Origin of the sequence: Novosphingopyxis sp., from assembly GCF_965218915.1 — a bacterium.
GTDB lineage: Bacteria > Pseudomonadota > Alphaproteobacteria > Sphingomonadales > Sphingomonadaceae > Novosphingopyxis.
The window spans coordinates 2,762,768-2,781,818 of record NZ_OZ244708.1; the positions used below are offsets into that span (position 1 = coordinate 2,762,768).

Annotated in this window: 19 protein-coding genes; 9 read left to right on the top strand and 10 right to left on the bottom strand. The window is 63.6% G+C overall.

What is annotated here, in order from left to right; genetic code table 11:
• Positions 1-49: 49 nt before the first annotated feature.
• Positions 50-913, top strand: a complete 864-nt coding sequence (gene galU / locus ACOQPC_RS13040; protein WP_420606152.1) for a UTP--glucose-1-phosphate uridylyltransferase GalU — start codon at positions 50-52, stop codon at positions 911-913.
• Positions 914-955: 42 nt separating this feature from the next.
• Positions 956-1,291 carry a hypothetical protein gene (locus tag ACOQPC_RS13045; RefSeq protein ID WP_420606153.1) on the top strand — a complete coding sequence of 112 codons (336 nt, stop codon included), beginning with the start codon at positions 956-958 and terminating at the stop codon, positions 1,289-1,291.
• A 240-nt stretch (positions 1,292-1,531) separates the two neighbouring features.
• Here the strand turns inward: ACOQPC_RS13045 and ACOQPC_RS13050 are convergent, their stop codons facing one another.
• A complete protein-coding gene (locus tag ACOQPC_RS13050; protein ID WP_420606154.1) occupies positions 1,532-2,458 on the bottom strand; it encodes an L-threonylcarbamoyladenylate synthase in 927 nt (308 codons plus the stop codon).
• Between the two features lie 120 nt (positions 2,459-2,578).
• On the opposite strand from ACOQPC_RS13050, the gene ACOQPC_RS13055 reads away from it, so the two are divergent.
• The 4 genes from ACOQPC_RS13055 to ACOQPC_RS13070 all read left to right on the top strand — a co-directional run bounded on the left by ACOQPC_RS13055 (position 2,579) and on the right by ACOQPC_RS13070 (position 8,010).
• On the top strand, positions 2,579-3,583 hold the full coding sequence (locus ACOQPC_RS13055; RefSeq protein WP_420606155.1) for an IS30 family transposase: 1,005 nt from the start codon (positions 2,579-2,581) through the stop codon (positions 3,581-3,583).
• 124 nt (positions 3,584-3,707) lie between these two features.
• Positions 3,708-5,441, top strand: coding sequence for an acyl-CoA dehydrogenase (locus tag ACOQPC_RS13060; protein WP_420606156.1), 1,734 nt, complete (start codon positions 3,708-3,710; stop codon positions 5,439-5,441).
• A gap of 2 nt (positions 5,442-5,443) precedes the next feature.
• On the top strand, positions 5,444-6,655 hold the full coding sequence (locus tag ACOQPC_RS13065) for a phospholipase D-like domain-containing protein (protein ID WP_420606157.1): 1,212 nt from the start codon (positions 5,444-5,446) through the stop codon (positions 6,653-6,655).
• A gap of 11 nt (positions 6,656-6,666) precedes the next feature.
• Positions 6,667-8,010, top strand: a complete 1,344-nt coding sequence (locus ACOQPC_RS13070) for an MFS transporter (RefSeq protein ID WP_420606158.1) — start codon at positions 6,667-6,669, stop codon at positions 8,008-8,010.
• Between the two features lie 213 nt (positions 8,011-8,223).
• On the opposite strand, the gene ACOQPC_RS13075 is transcribed toward ACOQPC_RS13070, so the two are convergent.
• Complete coding sequence (locus tag ACOQPC_RS13075) at positions 8,224-10,536, bottom strand: CDC48 family AAA ATPase (RefSeq protein ID WP_420606159.1); 2,313 nt, start codon at positions 10,534-10,536, stop codon at positions 8,224-8,226.
• 891 nt (positions 10,537-11,427) lie between these two features.
• On the opposite strand from ACOQPC_RS13075, the gene ACOQPC_RS13080 reads away from it, so the two are divergent.
• A complete protein-coding gene (locus tag ACOQPC_RS13080) occupies positions 11,428-12,303 on the top strand; it encodes a LysR substrate-binding domain-containing protein (protein WP_420606160.1) in 876 nt (291 codons plus the stop codon).
• A 10-nt stretch (positions 12,304-12,313) separates the two neighbouring features.
• On the opposite strand, the gene ACOQPC_RS13085 is transcribed toward ACOQPC_RS13080, so the two are convergent.
• From ACOQPC_RS13085 to ACOQPC_RS13095, 3 genes are all read right to left on the bottom strand, one after another.
• On the bottom strand, positions 12,314-13,042 hold the full coding sequence (locus ACOQPC_RS13085) for an ABC transporter permease (protein ID WP_420606161.1): 729 nt from the start codon (positions 13,040-13,042) through the stop codon (positions 12,314-12,316).
• Complete coding sequence (locus ACOQPC_RS13090; RefSeq protein WP_420606162.1) at positions 13,039-13,968, bottom strand: ABC transporter ATP-binding protein; 930 nt, start codon at positions 13,966-13,968, stop codon at positions 13,039-13,041. The genes ACOQPC_RS13085 and ACOQPC_RS13090 overlap by 4 nt, the downstream gene beginning before the upstream one ends.
• A gap of 161 nt (positions 13,969-14,129) precedes the next feature.
• Positions 14,130-14,579 carry a peptidylprolyl isomerase gene (locus tag ACOQPC_RS13095; protein ID WP_420606163.1) on the bottom strand — a complete coding sequence of 150 codons (450 nt, stop codon included), beginning with the start codon at positions 14,577-14,579 and terminating at the stop codon, positions 14,130-14,132.
• A gap of 155 nt (positions 14,580-14,734) precedes the next feature.
• Between ACOQPC_RS13095 and mgtE the strand changes: the two genes are divergently transcribed.
• Positions 14,735-16,138, top strand: coding sequence for a magnesium transporter (gene mgtE / locus ACOQPC_RS13100; protein WP_420606164.1), 1,404 nt, complete (start codon positions 14,735-14,737; stop codon positions 16,136-16,138).
• 190 nt (positions 16,139-16,328) lie between these two features.
• Positions 16,329-16,733, top strand: a complete 405-nt coding sequence (locus tag ACOQPC_RS13105; protein ID WP_420606165.1) for a DUF1489 family protein — start codon at positions 16,329-16,331, stop codon at positions 16,731-16,733.
• 61 nt (positions 16,734-16,794) lie between these two features.
• Here the strand turns inward: ACOQPC_RS13105 and ACOQPC_RS13110 are convergent, their stop codons facing one another.
• The 5 genes from ACOQPC_RS13110 to ACOQPC_RS13130 form a co-directional block, all read right to left on the bottom strand.
• Complete coding sequence (locus ACOQPC_RS13110; protein ID WP_420606166.1) at positions 16,795-17,235, bottom strand: hypothetical protein; 441 nt, start codon at positions 17,233-17,235, stop codon at positions 16,795-16,797.
• A 1-nt stretch (position 17,236) separates the two neighbouring features.
• Positions 17,237-17,965: a DUF4386 domain-containing protein gene (locus ACOQPC_RS13115; RefSeq protein WP_420606167.1), complete on the bottom strand. Its 729-nt coding sequence runs from the start codon at positions 17,963-17,965 to the stop codon at positions 17,237-17,239.
• 24 nt (positions 17,966-17,989) lie between these two features.
• Positions 17,990-18,247: a hypothetical protein gene (locus ACOQPC_RS13120; RefSeq protein WP_420606168.1), complete on the bottom strand. Its 258-nt coding sequence runs from the start codon at positions 18,245-18,247 to the stop codon at positions 17,990-17,992.
• A gap of 5 nt (positions 18,248-18,252) precedes the next feature.
• Positions 18,253-18,555, bottom strand: coding sequence for an ArsR/SmtB family transcription factor (locus ACOQPC_RS13125; RefSeq protein ID WP_420606169.1), 303 nt, complete (start codon positions 18,553-18,555; stop codon positions 18,253-18,255).
• Positions 18,556-18,750: 195 nt separating this feature from the next.
• Complete coding sequence (locus ACOQPC_RS13130) at positions 18,751-18,963, bottom strand: DUF4345 domain-containing protein (RefSeq protein WP_420608145.1); 213 nt, start codon at positions 18,961-18,963, stop codon at positions 18,751-18,753.
• Positions 18,964-19,051 lie beyond the last annotated feature (88 nt).

The following is a 19,051-nucleotide window of genomic DNA, read 5'->3' on the forward strand; positions in this document are numbered from 1 at the left end:
AAAACTTTGTGAGCTCCTGCGCCGCTAATCTATCGATGGGGCATATTCCATGAAACCGATCCGCAAGGCCGTCTTCCCCGTCGCCGGGCTGGGCACGCGCTTCCTGCCCGCCACCAAGGCGATCCCAAAGGAAATGCTGCCCGTGGTCGACAAGCCGCTGATCCAATATGCGGTGGACGAGGCGCGCGAGGCGGGGATCGAGCAGATGATCTTCGTCACCGGCCGCGGCAAAAGCGCGATCGAGGACCATTTCGACATCGCCTACGAGCTGGAAGCCACCATGTCCGCGCGCGGCAAGGACATGAGCGCGCTGGAGGGTACGCAATTGGGACCGGGCAATTGCGCCTATGTCCGCCAGCAGGAGCCGCTCGGCCTCGGCCATGCGATCTGGTGCGCGCGCGATATCGTGGGCGACGAGCCGTTCGCGATCTTCCTGCCCGATGAATTCATGCATGGGCGCCCCGGCTGCATGAAGCAGATGGTCGATGCCTATCGGGGCATCGGCGGCAACATGATCAGCGTACTCGAAGTTCCCAAGGAGAAGGTCTCCAGCTACGGCGTGATCGCGCCGGGCCGGACGCACGGCAGCCTGACCGAGGTCACCGGCCTGGTTGAGAAACCGAGGGTGGAGGACGCGCCGTCCAACCTGATCGTCTCGGGCCGCTATATTCTCCAGCCCGAGGTGATGCGCGTGCTCGAAACGCAGGAGGCCGGCGCGGGCGGCGAGATTCAGCTCACCGACGCGATGGCCAGGATGATCGGCAACCAGCCGTTCCACGCGCATGTCTTCGACGGCGAGCGCTTCGATTGCGGCTCGAAGACGGGTTATCTGAAGGCCAATCTGGCGCTCGCGCTGGAACGGCCCGACATGAAGGACACGGTTCGCGCCTTTGCCGCCGATCTGCTGAACTGATTGTTCATTTGACGATCACGCCGGACGAGCTAGTCTGGGGTCATGATGTTGCTGCGTTTCCTGCCTCTGGCGCTGACCGCTCCGTTGCTCGGCGGATGCCTCGGCACCGTCGCCGATGTGGTGACGCTGCCGGTCAAGGTCGCCAAGACCGGCGTCAACGCCGTGGGGTCGGGCGTCGACGCGGTCACCACCAGCCAGTCCGAACGCGACGAGAAGCGCGGCCGGTCGCTGCGCGAGCGCGAGCAGCGGCTCGGCAAGCTGTCGCGCGAGCGCGACAAGCTGCAACGTGAATGCGACCAGGATCCGGGCGACGACAGCTGCGCCGACCTTTACAAGGTGCAGCGCGAGATCGATTATCTGATGAATCAGCCGGTTTGAGGCGGGATATAAGCTCCGCCCTATCCGGAAAATCGTAAGTCCTGACCCGTCGAAAGGGGGATCCTCTTCCTGCAAATCCTCTCTGACGACACTCGAAAACGGGAGATTTCCGCCCACCTTGTTCGCCATGCCAGCGAAGCTGGCATCTCGGGCGTTAAAACCATCCCGCCGGAGACCCCAGCTTTCGTTGGGGTGACGAGCAAAGCCATGGGTTGCAAAATACGTCTTGACGAATTTAAGCTAATCCGCCGCAGCCCGCCGAAGCCGATCATTGATCGCCGCGCCGATCCCATGCTCCGGTACCGGCGCTACCGCGATTCGCGCGCGGCCTTCCGCATCGGCACGGTGGAGCGCGGCGTAGAGATGCGCCGCCGCCTCGGCGAGATCGCCCGCAGAAGAAAGATTATCGTCGCCGGTCACCGGCCCGAACCCAATCCACCATTCGTCCGGCGCGGCGTTTTGCGCGTTCAGCCTGAGCGGCTTCACCGGCGCATAATGGTTCGCCAGCTGCCCCGGCGCCTCGATCCCCTGCCCCGTTTTCGCGCGCGGCGGCGACCCGAGCGCCTCGATCAGCTCCTCCGGTGACAGCGGTCCCGTACGCAGCAGCCGCCAGCCATGGTCCTCAAGCTTGACGATGGTCGATTCGAGCCCCTGCCGTGTCGGCCCGCCGTCGAGGATCAACTGCACCCTGTCGCCCAGCGACGCGGCGACATGCACCGCTTCGGACGGGCTGATCGCGCCGCTGCGATTGGCCGAGGGCGCAGCGAGCGCCAGTCCGCTCGTCCGCAGCACAGCCTGCATCACGTCATGCGCCGGGCAGCGCAGCGCCACCGTCGGCAGGCCCGCCGTCACGGCCTCGGCCAACGGCGCATCGCCCCGCCTCGGCAGCACCAGCGTCAGCGGACCCGGCCAGAATCGCGCCGCCAGATCGCGCGCGCGCTGATCGAAATGCGCCAGCGTCTCGCCATGCGCCAGATCCCGCACATGCACGATCAGCGGGTTGAAGCTCGGCCGCCCCTTGATCCGGTATATCTGCGCCACCGCATCGGCGCTCGCGGCGTCGGCGGCGAGCCCGTAGACCGTCTCGGTCGGCAGCGCCACGGCCTCGCCCACGCGCAGCAAGGCGGCGGCTTCGGCGATATTGGTTTGGGTGGCTGGCTTTATCATTTCCGTCGCTCCGGCGAAGGCCGGAGCCTATCCAGTCTATCGTTTGAGCTGTCCCGATAGTCGGGATAGGCCCCCTGAACTCACGGAACAAGTGCAACACCTGCTAAGGGTGTTGTCGCGATGGGAAGATGTTACGGCCAGCTCGGCCTCGATGAGCGGATTGAGATTTATCGGCTGCATGCAGCCGGTAAATCTTCGCGGCAGATCGCAGCGGCGCTTGGACGCGCGCCCTCGACGATTGGCCGCGAACTGGAACGCAATGGCAAGCCGACCAAGGTTTGGCGCGGTGGCTACGACCCGGGCAGGGCTCATGACCTCGCCGAGCGGCGAAGACGCTGGGACAAACGCTTCAAGCTGGCGCGCCAGCCGGACCTGGCACAGCTGGTGAAGGACCGCCTTGCGATGGGATGGTCCCCCGAGCAGATCGCCGGCCGGCTGGCGCTCGAACATGGTCGCACCGTCGTTAGCCATGAGTCAATCTACCGCTTCGTCTATCATCGATCGGCCAACAAGGATTACTGGCATCGCCTGCTGCCACGCCGCAAATCCCGCCGCGGACGGCTGGGCATGAGAGGCGGCAGTCCGGCAAGCTTCATCAAACGCCGCCGCTCCATCGACGAGCGGCCGGGCGCGGCCGACGACAGATGCACGCCTGGCCACTGGGAAGCCGATTACATGCTGTTTGCCCGCCCCGGCCAAGGACTGCTTGTCGTCCATGAACGCCAGTCGCGCTACACCATGCTGGATGCGCCGCCGGATCGAAAGGCAATCCGCACCGCCCGCCATCTGCGCGGGCTGCTCGCCCCGATCGCGCCGGTGCTCCGGCAAAGCCTGACCGTGGATAATGGCACCGAGTTCGCGCTGCATTATCAGCTCACCGACCAGCTCGGCCTCGACACCTTCTTCTGCGATACGCACAGCCCCTGGCAAAAAGGCGGCGTCGAAAACGCCATCGGTCGTCTGCGCCGTGCCCTGCCGCGCAAGACCGATCTTGCCGCCCTCGAACCCAAAGCCCTCGTCAATGCCGTCAACGCATACAATCACACCCCAAGAAAATGCCTCGACTTCCAGACCCCCGCTGAGGCATTCAACAGACTTCAACCAACTGTTGCACTTCAAACGTGAATCCACACCCCCGCCTCCGCGGGGGCGACACTTTTGTTTATTCGCTTTAGACGGTGCCGCCCTTCCAGCATGGTCCCGTCCATGCTTATAAGCGCCCGATATCGATAACGGAAAGCGCCGCCCCATGTTCACCGCCCCCACCCGCGAGCAGCTGTTCGTGCTGAAGCATGTCACCGACATCGACGAGCTGGCCGGGCACAACCGCTTTGCCGACGCCACGCCCGACATGGTGCAGGCGATCGTCGAGGGGGTGGGCGACTTCGCGGAGAAGGAATTCGCGCCGCTCAATCGCATCGGCGATACCGTCGGCGCGAGAATGCAGGACGGCCATGTGGTGATGCCGGAGGGCTATAAGGCGGCGTGGCGGGCCTATGTCGCCAATGGCTGGGCCGGGATCGCCGCGCCCGCCGATTATGGCGGCCAGGGCCTGCCCTTCTCGCTCGCCACCGTGTCGCTCGAAAGCCTGGGCGCGGCGAACATGGCGCTGACGCTCTGTCCGATCCTCTCGGTCGGCGCGGTCGAGGCGCTCGCGCATCATGGCAGCGAAGAGCAGAAGCGGACCTATCTCCCGAAGCTCGCCAGCGGCGAATGGACCGGCACGATGAACCTGACCGAGCCGCAGGCCGGTTCCGACGTCGGCGCGCTCACCGCCACCGCCACCCCGCGCGAGGATGGCGGCTGGAACATCCGCGGCCAGAAAATCTACATCACCTTTGGCGATCACGACATGGCGGAGAATATCGTCCACCTCGTGCTCGCGCGCACGCCGGACGCACCCGCGGGAACGCGCGGCATATCGCTGTTCCTCGTGCCCAAATTTCGCGTCAACGAGGACGGTTCGATCGGTGAGGACAACAGCGTCCAGACCGTCTCGATCGAGCACAAGCTCGGTATCAACGCCTCGCCCACCTGCGTGCTGGCTTACGGCGAGGATGGCGACAGCATCGGCCATCTGATCGGCCCGGAACATGCCGGGATGCGCGCGATGTTCACGATGATGAACTCGGCGCGGCTCAACGTGGGTTTGCAGGGTGTGCAGATCGGCGAACGCGCGACGCAGCAGGCGCTAGCCTTTGCCGCCGAGCGCGTCCAGTCCGCGCGCGCCGGGGCCGAAACGCGCGATGCCGTCGCGATCGTCGACCATCCCGACGTGCGGCGCATGCTGCTGCGCATGAAGGCGGGCACGCAGGCGATCCGCGCGCTGCTGTATTACGCCAGCGGCCAGGTCGACCGCGCCACGCTGGGCGATGAGGACGCGCGCGCACTCGCCGATCTGCTGACGCCACTTTCAAAAGCCTATGCCACCGACATGGGCATCGAGATCGCCAGCCTGGGCATTCAGGTACATGGCGGCATGGGGTTCGTCGAGGAAACCGGCGCCGCGCAGCATTACCGCGACGCCCGCATCGCCCCGATCTACGAGGGCACCAACGGCATCCAGGCGGCGGACCTGGTCGGGCGCAAGCTGGCGATGGACGGCGGCGCGGTGGCGCGCGGGCTGGTCGATCGGATTACCGGCGATGCAGGCGACACCGGCCCGCTCGCCGATCTCGCCGCAGCGACCGGCCGCGTGCTCCACTGGATGCAGGAAGATGCCGGCGTGGACGACAAGCTGGGCGGCAGCGTGCCGTTCCTGACGATGTTCGCCACGCTGGTATGCGGCTGGTTGATGGCGAGGCAGCGCGCCACCGCTCGCGCGGAACCGAACGACGGCGACGATCCGTTTCTCAAGGCCAAGATCGCCGCGGCGGATTATTACATCGCCGCGATGGTGCCAGAAGCCACCGGGCTCGAAGCCAGCGCGCGCGCCGGGGCGCAGCTGCTCTATACGCTCACCGCCGACGAAATGGCGGCTTGACCATGACCGAACCATGCGCCCCCGGCGGCGGCTACACCATCGCCGATAAATATGGCGATCCGCGCGAAATGGACGTCCCCGTCTTCCAGGTCGAGGACAATGAGGTGCGCTTCTATCACGAGCCCGAGGATCGGCTCGCCGCCGTGATCGGCCTCATCGGCATGGCCAGGAAAAGCGTGCGCGCATTTTACTATATGGTCGGACAGGACGAGGTCGGAGAGGCTTTCATGAAAGCGCTGTGCAAGGCCTGCGAGCGCGGCGTCAAGGTCGAGCTGGTGATCGATGCCGTCGGCAGCGACGAAACCGATGATTCGTTCTTCAACAAGTTTCTCGAACTGGGCGGCACCTGGTTCAAATTCTCCGCCTCCTTCTCCAGCAAAGCGCTGGTGCGCAACCATCAGAAGATCCTGGTGGTCGACGAGGAGCATGCCATCGTCAGCGGCTTCAATATGGCCGCGGCCTATTTCGGCAAGGCTGATCCGCCGGAAAACAGCTGGGAGGACATGGGCACGCTCGTTTCCGGTCCCGATGCCGGGCAGCTGGGCGAGTATTACGACAAGCTCATCGCCGTCTCGAAGCAGAAGAAGGTGAAACTGCGCAAGCTGCGCAAGCTGGTCAAGGAATGGCATGGCGACCGCGGGCCGCTCTGCTGGACCATCGGCGGGCCGGGGCGGGTCAGCCCGTGGGTGCGCGCGCTCAAATCGGATCTGGACAAGGGCCAGCGGCTGGACATGGTCGAGGCCTATTTCTCACCGGGCCGCGGCATATTGAAACGCATCGGCCAGCTCGCGCGGCGCGGCAGCGCGCGGCTCATCCTGGCCGGCCGGACCGATCACGCGATCACGCTTGCCGCGCACCGTCTGACGCATGGCTATCTGCTCAAACGCAAGGCCGATATCATGGAATATCAGCGCTGCCGCCTGCACATGAAATGCATCGTGATCGACGATATCGTCTATGCCGGCAGCTCGAACATGGACGCGCGCAGCCTGTTCGTGAACCTGGAGATCATGGTCCGCATCGAAAGCGCCGAGGCGGCCGCGCACATCCGCGAGCGAATGGACCGGATGGAAGGCGATTCGCTGGAGATCACGCCGCAGCTACATGACGAACGCGACGGGATTTTCGCCAAAATCTACTGGGCGTTCGCCTATTTCGTCGTGACCGTGGTGGACAAGACGGTGAGCGGGACCATCGGCCGCGTCGAGGGCTGAGCGCGCCGACAATGCCCGAGACGCCGGTCCCCGATCCTTCCCCGCGCATGACCGAAGCCGAGGCGCCCGCCATCCCGACGGGCCGGATGGCGATCCTGTTCATGGTGATGCTGATCAGCGCGGCCGGCAACACCGCGATGCAGAGCGTGCTGCCCGCGATCGGCACGCAGCTCGGCGTCGCCGATTACTGGATCAGCGCTGCCTTCACCTGGTCGGCTTTGCTGTGGGTCATCACCGCGCCGCGCTGGGCGCGCCTGTCGGACCGGCGCGGGCGCAAGGCGCTGATGACGCTGGGCGTCACCGCCTTTTCGATCTCGATGCTGTGCTGTGGCCTCGTGCTGTTCGCCGGGCTCAACGGGCTGATGACGGGCGGCGTCACCCTGATCGTGTTCGCGCTGTTCCGCAGCATCTTCGGCGGTTTCGGATCGGCCGCGCCGCCGGCCGTGCAGGCCTATGTCGCCGCGCGCACCGACCGCGAGCAGCGCACCCGATCGCTCTCGCTGATCGCCAGCAGCTTCGGGCTCGGCACCATCATCGGGCCGTTTCTCGCGCCGTTCTTCATCCTGCCGGTGGTCGAGGATGCCGGGCCGATGCTGGTGTTCGCCGCAATCGGCTTCGTCGTGATCGCCGCGCTGCGCTTCAGGCTGCCGAGCGACGATCCGCGCTTCGCCACGCGCAGCTTCGCCAGCAGCGAGCCCTTCGCCAGCGCCGCGCCGAGTTCGCTCACCGCCGACCCCGGCGGCACGGTGGAGCGCACCCGATTGCGCTGGCTCGATCCGCGTATCCGCAACTGGCTCGCCGTCGGGCTGGTCGGCGGGCACGCGCAGGCGATCCTGAGCTTCGTCGCGGGCTTCCTCGTGCTCGACCGGCTGGGCCTGCGCGCCGCGCCGACCTCGGCCTACGAACCCACCGCGCTGGTGCTGACCGTGGGCGCGGCGGCGACGCTGATCGCGCAATGGGGCATTATCCCGATGCTGCACATGGGACCGCGCGCCTGCATCCTCTCGGGCATGGGCTTCATCGCCGGCGGCGCGCTGATGATGGGCGCCGCCGATAGCCTGTACGAGATCTGTGCGGGCTTCGGCATCGCCTCGCTGGGCTTCGCGCTGTTCCGCCCCGGCTTCACCGCCGGCGCCTCGCTCGCGGTCGATCCGGAGGATCAGGGCGCGGTCGCCGGCATGGTCGCCTCGGTCAACGGCGCGGCGTTCATCCTGGGGCCGAGCTTCGGCGTTTATATCTACAACCAGAACAGCTGGAGCGTGTTCATCCTGGCGGCGGCGATCGCGGCGGCCGTGTTCGTCTGGGGCTGGGCGACGCTTAGGGTGGAGGGGGCGCCAAATCACCGTTCGTCCTGAGCTTGTCGAAGGACTGCCCTTCTTTTCCGCAAAGCCGGCGAAGTAGAAAGTACGGCTCTTCGACAAGCTCAGAGCGAACGGATTTGACGCAAAATCAGAACATCGATGCTCGTCATTGCGAGGAGGCGTCAGGCGACGAAGCAATCCAGGGCGAATACAGCGCTGCGATTGCCCTGGATTGCTTCGGCCTGCGGCCTCGCAATGACGATGTTTCTACTCCTTCTCCCCCCTGGCTTCCAGCATGCCCGGCGTCACGAACCCGATCGACTGCGCGCGCATCGCGTTCTGCTTCAGCTTGGACTCGATGGTGCGATATTCCTCCTCCATCTCCTCGGTCACCGAGGCGCGGCTGGCGTTGAGCGCCTGGCTGAACTGGCTCATCGACACCTCGCTCACATCGTTGCCGCCTTCACGCAGCGCGAACAGGCCGGCGCGGCGCACCAGATCCTCGAGATCCGCGCCGGTAAAGCGCTCGGTCCGCCCGGCAATCTCGTCCAGATCGACATCCGAACCCAGCGGCATCTTCGCGGTATGGATGGCGAGGATGCGCCGCCGGCCGTCCTTGTCGGGCACCGAAACATAGACCAGTTCGTCGAACCGGCCGGGCCTCAGCAGCGCCGGATCGACCAAAGTCGGGCGGTTGGTCGCGCCGATCACCACCACCGATTGCAGTTCCTCCAGCCCGTCCATTTCGCTGAGGATGGTGTTGACCACGCGCTCGGTCACCTGCGGCTCGCCGCCATTGCCGCCGCGCGCGGGCACCAGCGAATCGATTTCGTCGATAAAGATCACCGTCGGCGCCACCTGCCTTGCGCGGGCGAACAGCTTGGCGATCTGCTGCTCGCTCTCGCCATACCATTTCGAAAGCAGGTCCGACGATTTGGTGGCGATGAAGTTCGCCTGGCTTTCGCGCGCCGCCGCCTTGGCGAGCAGCGTCTTGCCGGTTCCGGGCGGCCCATACAGCAGGAACCCCTTGGCCGGACGGATGCCGAGCCGGCGGAACGCGTCCGGATTGCGCAGCGGCAGCTCGATCCCCTCGCGCAATTGCCGCTGCGCCTCGTCGAGCCCGCCGACATCTTCCCAGCGCACCTGCGGCACCTGCACCATCACCTCGCGCATCGCCGATGGCTGCACCCGCTTCAGCGCCTCGAGAAAATCCTCGCGCGTGACCTCGAGCGACGCGAGCACGTCCGGTGGAATCGTGCCCTCTTCCAGGTCGATTTCGGGCATGATCCGCCGCACCGCTTCGATCGCCGCCTCGCGCGCCAGCGCGGCGAGATCGGCGCCAACGAAGCCGTAGGTGGTGCGGGCCAGCTCGTCGAGATCGACTTTCGCGCCCAGCGGCATGCCGCGCGTGTGGATCGCCATGATCTCCCGCCGGCCGGCTTCATCGGGCACGCCGACCACGATCTCGCGGTCGAAGCGTCCCGGCCGGCGCAGCGCCTCGTCGACCGCTTCCGGACGGTTGGTGGCGGCGATGATCACCAGATTGGTGCGCGGCTCCAGCCCGTCCATCAAGGTCAGAAGCTGCGCGACCAGGCGCTTCTCGGCCTCGCCCTGCACGCGGTCGCGCTTGGGCGCGATCGAATCGATCTCGTCGATGAACAGGATCGATGGCGCGGCTGCGGTCGCCTGCTCGAAGATCGTGCGCAGCTTCTGCTCCGATTCGCCGTAAGCCGAGCCCATGATTTCGGGTCCGTTGATCAGGAAGAAATTGGCGTCCGATTCGTTGGCGACGGCGCGCGCCAGCCGGGTCTTGCCGGTGCCGGGCGGGCCGTGGAGCAGCACGCCGCGTGGCGGATCGACGCCGAGGCGCGTGAACAGCTCGGGATAGCGCAGCGGTAGCTCGACCATCTCGCGCAGTTGGTCGATCGTCGCGGTCATGCCGCCCAGATCGTCATAGGTGACGTCGGCGCGGCGCCCTTCCTTGGGTTCGGTATATTCGCTGCGCAGCTCGATCTCGGTCTGCTCGTCGACATGAACGAGGCCCTTGGGAGTGGTGGACACCACCTTGAGGCGGATTTCCGTGAGCGAAAAGGCCGGCGCGTTCATCATCTGGCGCAATTGCGGGGGCATTTCGCTCGGCTCGACACGGCGCTGCCCGGCGGTGGCGACGACATCGCCCTCCACCATCGGCCTACCGATAAAGGTCCGCTTCAATGCCTGCGAACTGCCCTGGAGACGCAAATCGCGCTGCGCCGGCGCCAGGACGACCCGGGTGGCGGGCTTCGATTCGGCCTTTTTGACGGTGACATGCTCGCCCGCGCCGACTCCGGCGTTGACGCGCAGCAGGCCGTCGATGCGGATGATCTCCAGCCCCTCGTCGTCGGGATAGGGCTCGATCGCACGCGCCGGCGTGGTGCGCTTGCCCTCGATCGCGACGATATCGCCCTGGACCAGCCCGAGCGAGGCCATGACCTGCCGCGACAAGCGTGCCAGGCCCCGGCCGCTGTCTTCCTTTTTCGCGTTGGCGACCTGCAATTTGCGGCCCGCCTGCCGGGGGTCCTGCGTTTCCTCGTCGGCCATCTGGCTCCCTCTCGTGGATTATCGGTTGCAGCTACAATGGGAAGCGGGCGCGGAAGTTGCGAGCGGCGGAGCCGCTTAAGTTGTCAAACTTGTCCGCAAACCCGGGTTTATAAAAATCCATTCGCAATAAGCCGTGATCTTGGCGGCGAACCATGGCAAAGCTTGGATGTTTCTTTTCACGTCCCATAGCCTATTTGGTTAACATATTATCGGCGTGACGTAAAGCGCTTTTGCTCGGTAAGATGTTCGCCGGTCGATGGCGCTGGCGCTCCGCCCACCCTCTTCCAACTGCGCCCCGGATTAAATCCGGGGCTCCGTATCCTTCTCCCGCCCAGGCGGGAGAAGGGCGCCATGTGCGAATATCCAAAAAATGGCGATTATGTACCTTGCAAACCCGTTTCATTTGTTCGTCACCCCAGCGAAAGCCGGGGTCTCGGGCGGGATCGCCATGAGGCCTGACATGCCGGCTTTCCGGGTCCCAACAAAGTAGTACTTTGTTGGGTGCCCTTTCCGGGTCCCAACAAAGACTACTTTGTTGTGTGCCCTTTCCGGGTCCCAACAAAGTAGTACTTTGTTGGGTGCCCTTTCGCTGGCGTGACGTACAAAGCAAGGTGGAGCTATGCACTTTCTGAATTTCCATCCGACTGGGTTTGCAAAGCACATAATTGCCAAAAAAAAAGGCCGGTGCGAACACCGGCCCTTGTAAAGTCTTAGGAGAGGATGCCTGAAAGGCAGGATCGATATGCCTGTCATCATATTATTGTGCAAGTGCGAAAAGAATTTTTCAGCTTGCAAAATATGCAATTGCGATTAAATAGATCGCAGAAAAGCTGGACTTTTTGTTGTAATATTGTTGTTGCAGCGCAATATGTTCATGCGCTTGGGAGAGTGATGCGACGCCTGCCCCCCCTACGTGCCCTCGAGGCGTTCGTGCGTACCGTCAAGCTCGGCAGCGCCAAGGCCGCGGCCGGCGAACTGGCGATCTCCGCGCCCGCGCTCAGCCGCCGGATCAAGGCGCTGGAGGATTTCATCGGCAAGCCGCTGTTCGACCGCAAGGCGCAGGCGATGGCGCCCAATGCCGAGGCGCACCGGCTGCTCGAGGCGGTCTCGCCCGCCTTGGACGCGATTGCCGACGCGGTCGAGGCGGTGACCGACCGCGATGCCGATTTCCGGCTCAAGCTGGGCGTGTTGCCGCTGTTCGGATCGCAGCGGCTGATCCCCAATCTGGGCGAACTCAGGCGGCTCTATCCCAGACTGCATATCGACGTGGTCACTTCCGCCCATGCCGAGAACCTGCTCGGCGACGCGGTCGACGCGGCGATCATCATCGCGGCGGCGGTCGACGACAAGCTTTACAGCCGCCGGCTCGACACCAACACCATCTACGCCATCGCCGCGCGCGACTTCGTCGAGAGCGAAGGGTTGAAGGAACCGAGCGACCTGTCCGGGCAAACGGTGTTCGTCCACAGCGAGATGCCCGGCACGTTCGAGGCATGGCGCGCCGAAGTCGGGCTGCCCGATCTGCGGCCCGCCTCGGTCGACCAGATGGATTCCGGCCCGCTGATACTGGAGGCCGCGGCGCAAGGCCTGGGCGTCGCCATCATGCATGGCAGCCATTTCTCCGACGCCCGCGACGAGCGGTTGACGCGGCTGTTCGATATCGAGGTGAAGAGCCCCTACAGCTACTGGTTCGTCTGCCGCCCCCGCGCGCTCGAACGGCGCGCCGTGCGCGTATTTCACGATTGGCTGGTAGAAGCGGACATTTGAACCGCAAGGTTCAGCGCATCTCGCGCCGGACGAGATCGACGATCATGAGCGCGAAAACTGCTAGGCCGCCAGCCAGGCCGTACCAGACATACCAGTCCTCATTGGGGTAGCGTCCAAGCAGCGTAGGCAGGACCCAGGGAAACCAATCGGCCCTGTCGGTCTGCATGATCAGCATCGCCACGCTCACCAGCGCCCCGCCGATGCCGACGGCCAACGGCACCACGAATGCGGCGAAACGCAACGCTGTCCAGGTGAGGATCGCCACGGGGAACAACGCGCTGGCGGCTATTTTCAGCACGATCAGCATGAGTTTGCCGACTTCGAAATCGCCCTCCGGCACCAGCCCGACAATCGTCCCTGCGATGAAGGCGCCTGCCGCGGCGAACAGAAAGGCGAACGCGGTCATGAGCGTCGCCATCGCCGCCATCACCACCGCCTTGGCGGCATAGATTTTCCATCTCGCCACCGGCAGGGCCAGCAAATGATCCCAAGCGCGTCCGCGATACTCGATCTGTCCGAACAGCGCGGCCAGCGCGGCGACAGCCATGGGCATGACGAAGGAAACCCAGAGCGGCAACGTCATCAATCCCAGCACCTCGCCCCATTGCAGGGGCCGATCCATATTGAACGGAACGATGAAACCGAGCAGGCCGAGCAGGCCCGGCGCTACGAACATGAGCACCAGCGCGAGCGAGCCGCGCAATTTGCGGATTTCACCAGCGACGAGGCGCGCGATCATCGGTCGCCCTCCCCGGCAGCGGTGTCGTGGTAGAGTTGCTCGAGCGACCGGCTTTCAAGTTGAAGCCGATGAACGGCAATCCCGGCTCCGACGAGCAGCGCGTTGAAGCGCGACGCTGATTCGCGCGGCGTTCGCGCCGCGATCGCACGCACCGACAATTGCCCTGGCTCCTGATCCACGATCGCCGCGCCGGCGTTCACCAGCACCGCCCGGCCCGCCTCGGTATCGTCCAGACCGATGCGCACGATGTTGCTGTCCCCGAGCAAATCCCGCTTGCTTCCCTGAAGCAGCAGACGCCCCTCCTTCATCACCCCGACGATCGCGGCGATCTGGTCGACTTCGGCGAGCAGATGGCTCGACAGGAATACCGTGCAACCCAGTCGTTCGGGCAGGTCGCGGATGAGCGCGCGCATGACCACAATGCCCTCCGGATCGAGCCCGTTGGTCGGCTCGTCCAGCAACAGCAGTCGCGGCTCTCCGAGCAGGGCGCGCCCCAGCGCAAGCCGCTGTTTCATCCCCAGCGAATAGCCGCGGACCTTGCGCCCGGCCGCCTTCGCCATATCCACGATTTCCAGAACGCGGTCGATCTCGCTCGAGCCGAGCTTCAGCAGTCGCGCGGTCAACGCCAGATTGTCACGGCCGCTCAAATGCTCGTACAGGGCGGGCGTTTCGATCACGGCACCCACGCCGCGTAGCGCGGCAACCCGGTCGCGGGCGACGTCGGCACCGAACAGCCTGACGCGGCCCCCGCTAGGCCTCAGCAACCCGAGGAGCAGCCGCATCGTGGTGGTCTTGCCCGCGCCATTTGGGCCGAGAAATCCGTAAACGCACCGTTCCGGCACCGCGAGCGAAAGATCGCGGAGTGCTTGCGTCGCGCCGAAACGCTTGCTCAAGCCATCGGTGGCAATGGCCAGTTCTGCGGTCATCGAGTTTCCCCCAAAGCCGTTCGTCTAACGGTCCGTTGTGCCGGCGGCCAGAGCGATCGTCATGTTGTTTCAGGCGCGTTCACCGAAAGCCGCCAAACGTAAAAAAGGGCTGCAAAACAAAGTTTCCAGCCCCTTTCGATCATTCAAATCCGTCTAAGCCTTTAGCCCACCGTCGCGCGCTTGATCTTGCCCGGCTCGCGCGGCGGCTCGCCCTTGGGCAGCGCGTCGACATGCTCCATGCCGCTCTCCACCTCGCCCCAGACGGTATATTGCCCGTCGAGGAAGCTGGCGTCGTCGAAGCAGACGAAGAACTGGCTGTTGGCGCTGTCCGGGTCCTGGGTGCGGGCCATCGAGCATGTGCCGCGCTGATGCGATGCCTTGCTGAATTCGGCCGGCAGGTCCGGCTTGTCCGATCCGCTGGTGCCGGTGCCGGTGGGATCGCCGCCCTGCGCCATGAAGCCCGGGATCACGCGGTGGAACACCACGCCGTCGTAGAAGCCTTCCTTGGCCAGTTCGGTGATCCGCCCGACATGTTTGGGCGCCAGATCGGGGCGCAATTTGATCACCACCGGGCCGTCGTCCAGTTCGAGGGTGAGGGTTTGGTCTGCCATATCGGTTGCTTTCCTGTTGGTTGGTTTAAAAACCGATCTAGGGATTAGCGCTTGGCGCCGCCACCCATTCCGCATCGGCGCCATTGCGTTGCAGCATTCGCGCGTGCTTAGGCTGTGCGCGACACACGCGGCGCTGGACCGGAAAGGGGAATGTCATGGCCGATATCGCTGAAGCCCTGCCCGAAGGCCAGAATGTCGAGACACATGACGACGACAATCTGCTGATGCCGGGCTTCGTCTCCAGCGTGCTGGAGTCGCTGGAGACCGGCGAACGCGACGAAACCTACGCCCTCGTCCAGCAGCTCCACAATGCCGATATCGCCGATCTGTTCGAGATCGTGCCCGCCGACGAGCGCGCCGCGCTGGCGCTGGCGATCGGCGATCTGGTCAGCGCCGAGGTGCTGGCCGAGGTCAACGACTATGTCCGCGACGACATCATCGACGCGCTGCCCGCCGCGCGCGTCGCCGGGCTGGCCGGACAGCTGGAGACCGACGATGCCGTCGCGATCATCGAGGAGATGGACGACGCCGACCAGCGTGCCGTGCTCGACGAGCTCGATCCCGAGGACCGCGCCGCGATCGAGAGCGCGCTGTCCTTCCCCGAGGAAAGCGCCGGGCGCATCATGCAGCGCGATCTGGTCGCGGTGCCCGAGCATATGAGCGTAGGCCAGCTGATCGATTATCTGCGCGACGGCGGCGATCTCAGCACCGAATTCTGGGAAATCTTCGTCGTCGATCCGCAGCACCGGCCGATCGGCACCTGCCATCTCAGCTGGATCCTGCGTACCCCGCGCGACATTCCACTGAGCGACGTGATGAAGCGCGACCAGACGCTGATCCCGGTCGGCATGGACCAGGAAGAGGTCGCCCAGCGCTTCCAGAAATATGCGCTGATCTCCGCCGCCGTGGTCGACGATGCGGGGCGCCTGATCGGCGTGATCACGGCGGACGATATCGTCCACATCGTTTCCGAAGAGGCGGGCGAGGACATATTGCTGTTGTCGGGCGCGGGCGAAGGCGACATCAACGAGCCGCTGCGCGAGACCTATAGCGCGCGCGTGCGCTGGCTGGTCGCCAATCTCGGCACCGCGCTCGTCGCCTCCTCGATCATCGCCGCGTTCGGCGCGGCGATCGAGGCGATGGTGGCGCTGGCCATATTGATGCCGATCGTCGCCTCGATCGGCGGCAATGCGGGCACCCAGACCATGGCCGTGGCGGTGCGCGCGCTGGCCATGAACCAGCTCACCCGATCGAACACCGCGCGGATCGTCGGACGCGAGCTGCGCGTGGCGGTGCTCAACGGCGCGACCATCGCAATCCTGATCGGCCTTGGCACCGCGCTGGTCTTCTCCAATCCGATGCTGGGCGGCGTGATCGCCTGCGCCATGCTGTTCAACGTGATCATCGCCGGGCTGGCCGGGGTGCTGGTGCCGGTACTGCTCGACCGGCTCAATCAGGATCCGGCGGTGGCGAGCAGCGTGTTCGTCACCATGATAACCGATTCCATGGGCTTTCTGATCTTCCTGGGCCTGGCCGTGGCGAGCGGGCTGGTGGGGTGAGATGCAAGCAATCCCCCTCCCGCTTGCGGGAGGGGTTAGGGGGTGGGTGCGATTGCACCAGCAATCGCTCGCGAAGCGATTCGCGGATAGTGTCGAAGCTCGCTTCGCTCGCGCCCACCCCCAGCCCCTCCCGCAAGCGGGAGGGGAGAACAGCCATTGCCATCTTCCGCCGCGCGACCACATCCAGCCCATGCCGCTCAACATGACCAAGATCGCCTATCGCATCGAAAGCTTCGCCGAGCTGCAGCAGCGCCTGCGCGCGCGGCATGAGGCGGAGAACGGCCTGTCCCACACCACGCGCTATCGCCCCAAGCGTTACGAAGAAATGATCGGCGGCTCGCTCTACTGGATCATCGCGCACCGCATCATGGCGCGCACCGAAATTCTCGGCTTCGAAGCCGCGCCCGACGGCCGCACGCGCATCCTGCTGTCGCCCAAACTCGTCCCCGTGCGCAGCCGCGCCAAGCGCGCCCATCAGGGCTGGCGTTATCTGGAGGAACAGGACGCTCCCGCCGATCTCGACGGCGACGAGGACGCCATGACCGCGATGCCGGCGCGGATGATCGGCGATCTGACGAAACTGGGGCTGATCTGAAGGGGGTGAGTTTGGTGGAGGCAGACTGGCAGATAATCGATAAGCACCTCTTTGATAACCGCTATCGCCAGCGATCCGTCGGTGCAGCCACATAGACCTGCCAGAAATAGCGCCACGGCAGAACGATCGGGGTCAAGACTATGGCGATTCCACAGGCAAACACATTGGCCCATACGCCTTCGGTCATCGCATCATTGCTCCACAGAGGGGCAACCACAAAGATGAACCACAGTGCCTTCCAAGCAAACTCATAGAGAATTATGGGAAGCATCTTTAACGGGTATCGCAGCCCGAGTAGCGCAAACGGAGTAAGCGCGCCCAGCAGACTGTATTGCGCGCCTGTGTCTATCCCCCAATCGTTCGTATGCGAAATCAGATCGGGCCAGAATATCGCCATCGTTCCGACTGCCATCAGAACATAATAAGCGCGCAAAATCGACAGGCGAAACACGGAGACTTCGATTGGCCTTGGGGTTACCATTTGAGTTTCCTTCATGTGCATTTCATTCGCCCTCCTTGGGTATTTTACCATCTGTCGATTCCGAGGGAGATGTTTTGAACGCGATCCATAGCAACCCGAAAATAACCGGAACCTCGCCAATCATCATTATACTGGCTATCTGATTGAGCGATTGGATAACCGCCGGAGAAAACAAAGAGGGTAGAGCCAGCGTCGCAACGACATGGACCAGATATCCGAGCCCTCCGATAATGACGGACATTCCAAGAAACTTTGGCAGAAAACCGCTTAATATGATCAGCCGCCCCAAGGGTATCAGCCAGAGGCCCCAAAAAACTCCGGCGAGAACAAGCCCCTGACCGTAAAGGTGATGAAGAAAGCCTATAATTTCGGCTTTGGCGCTTGGCGGCATTGTTGAGAGCGATCCATTTTGCACTGCGAGGGTTATCGCTCCCCATTCGGTCAGCTGGTTCAAATATACCATAGGTATAGGCAACAGGCCCAACACAAGCATTTGCATGGCAAGGCGGGGGTTAGTCTTACGAAACAGGTTGAACAGGGCAAGTGTGATGAACACTTCGATTACCTGATAGATCATCTCGCTGATCAGGCTTAGACGCAGCAGAGTTTCATGCGTTTGTATCTTTTCCACTATATTTCCCGGCGATCCATCAAGCTGGCTGGGCACATAGGAGAGGCTGAATGGAGCGATAATGGCAACGGCCAGATAAAGCAGGCCGGCAACTCTGGCGTGTTTCCTTATCTCATCCATGATTGCTTCCTTCGATAGATGACTTCAACCGACATCTTCGAGCATCCTTTCGACGGCCGAGAGCGAACGCGACAGCCGCGACAATTCCTGTTCGATTGCTTCGAGCGAATTGGCGGTTCGAGCCTGGTGTGCCGCGCTGTCTTCGGCGAGCGCCTTCATCGTACCGCCCTCCACCAGCCGGGCGCGCGCTGCGGCGAATGATGAGGCATATTTCATGGCAAAGACGATTATCGCCGTCAGCAAGGGTAAAGAGATGGTCAGAAGGTATATTTCGGGGCTCATATTACTTACTCCGTGGTCGGTGATTCTTCTGTAATTTTCGCAGCGGCGGCCACGATGGCCTCGGGTGATAAAGTCATTTCGAAGTCGCATAGCTCGAACCAGTTCAACGCCTTGCCATCCTCCGACAAGGCCAACTCGCTGCGCACGAATCCGGCAGCTTCGAGTTTTTGCAGATGAAGATAAAGCAGTGGGCGGCTGATCCCGATCTGCCTCGCAAGCTCGCTGACATATTGGCGGCCACGCTGAGTAAGCGCGGCGAGAATGCGCAACCGAAGCGGATTGGCAAGCGCCGCGCAGCTCTTGAGCAAATCATCATCGGGATCGGCTATCCGATTCATAATATTCATATGTCAGAAAAATGTTACATATGAAAGAGAGTTTTTGGATTTGACCGCTGGAAAGTGAGAATATCCGCGGTGCCAAAGTTTTTGGGAATGGCGCTTCGGCTAAGGAAATATTGGCGTTCCGATGCCGGCAAATGGATCGCTTTCGGCCGCCGGTTGCTATAAGTTCGAACGCTCGTGAAGCCGCTCGCTCCAGCAACAGAAAGTTGGTGGCAGGATCAGTTCGAGCGAACCCAGGAACGGGAACAGATCGCTCGGCGGTCCAACGATTGCCCGGGAAATCAGCCTTGCGATGCCGCCCGCGAAGAATGTGAGCAGCAGCGCGCCGAAAGCCCCTCGCCGCCCGGCAAGATCGCGGCTGCACCAGATAATGGCCGTTCGAGACCAAGGAACAGGGTGGCGTAAAAGCGGTCTTCGCTATCCATTGTCGGAGGTGTATCCCCCAATGTTGGAAATTTCA

What these genes read in the sequence shown, in the direction of transcription:
- galU (WP_420606152.1), top strand. Translation starts at nt 50, where the DNA reads ATGAAACCGATCCGCAAGGCCGTCTTCCCCGTCGCCGGGCTGGGCACG.
- ACOQPC_RS13045 (WP_420606153.1), top strand. Translation starts at nt 956, where the DNA reads ATGATGTTGCTGCGTTTCCTGCCTCTGGCGCTGACCGCTCCGTTGCTC.
- ACOQPC_RS13050 (WP_420606154.1), bottom strand. Translation starts at nt 2,458, where the DNA reads ATGATAAAGCCAGCCACCCAAACCAATATCGCCGAAGCCGCCGCCTTG.
- ACOQPC_RS13055 (WP_420606155.1), top strand. Translation starts at nt 2,579, where the DNA reads ATGGGAAGATGTTACGGCCAGCTCGGCCTCGATGAGCGGATTGAGATT.
- ACOQPC_RS13060 (WP_420606156.1), top strand. Translation starts at nt 3,708, where the DNA reads ATGTTCACCGCCCCCACCCGCGAGCAGCTGTTCGTGCTGAAGCATGTC.
- ACOQPC_RS13065 (WP_420606157.1), top strand. Translation starts at nt 5,444, where the DNA reads ATGACCGAACCATGCGCCCCCGGCGGCGGCTACACCATCGCCGATAAA.
- ACOQPC_RS13070 (WP_420606158.1), top strand. Translation starts at nt 6,667, where the DNA reads ATGCCCGAGACGCCGGTCCCCGATCCTTCCCCGCGCATGACCGAAGCC.
- ACOQPC_RS13075 (WP_420606159.1), bottom strand. Translation starts at nt 10,536, where the DNA reads ATGGCCGACGAGGAAACGCAGGACCCCCGGCAGGCGGGCCGCAAATTG.
- ACOQPC_RS13080 (WP_420606160.1), top strand. Translation starts at nt 11,428, where the DNA reads ATGCGACGCCTGCCCCCCCTACGTGCCCTCGAGGCGTTCGTGCGTACC.
- ACOQPC_RS13085 (WP_420606161.1), bottom strand. Translation starts at nt 13,042, where the DNA reads ATGATCGCGCGCCTCGTCGCTGGTGAAATCCGCAAATTGCGCGGCTCG.
- ACOQPC_RS13090 (WP_420606162.1), bottom strand. Translation starts at nt 13,968, where the DNA reads ATGACCGCAGAACTGGCCATTGCCACCGATGGCTTGAGCAAGCGTTTC.
- ACOQPC_RS13095 (WP_420606163.1), bottom strand. Translation starts at nt 14,579, where the DNA reads ATGGCAGACCAAACCCTCACCCTCGAACTGGACGACGGCCCGGTGGTG.
- mgtE (WP_420606164.1), top strand. Translation starts at nt 14,735, where the DNA reads ATGGCCGATATCGCTGAAGCCCTGCCCGAAGGCCAGAATGTCGAGACA.
- ACOQPC_RS13105 (WP_420606165.1), top strand. Translation starts at nt 16,329, where the DNA reads ATGCCGCTCAACATGACCAAGATCGCCTATCGCATCGAAAGCTTCGCC.
- ACOQPC_RS13110 (WP_420606166.1), bottom strand. Translation starts at nt 17,235, where the DNA reads ATGCACATGAAGGAAACTCAAATGGTAACCCCAAGGCCAATCGAAGTC.
- ACOQPC_RS13115 (WP_420606167.1), bottom strand. Translation starts at nt 17,965, where the DNA reads ATGGATGAGATAAGGAAACACGCCAGAGTTGCCGGCCTGCTTTATCTG.
- ACOQPC_RS13120 (WP_420606168.1), bottom strand. Translation starts at nt 18,247, where the DNA reads ATGAGCCCCGAAATATACCTTCTGACCATCTCTTTACCCTTGCTGACG.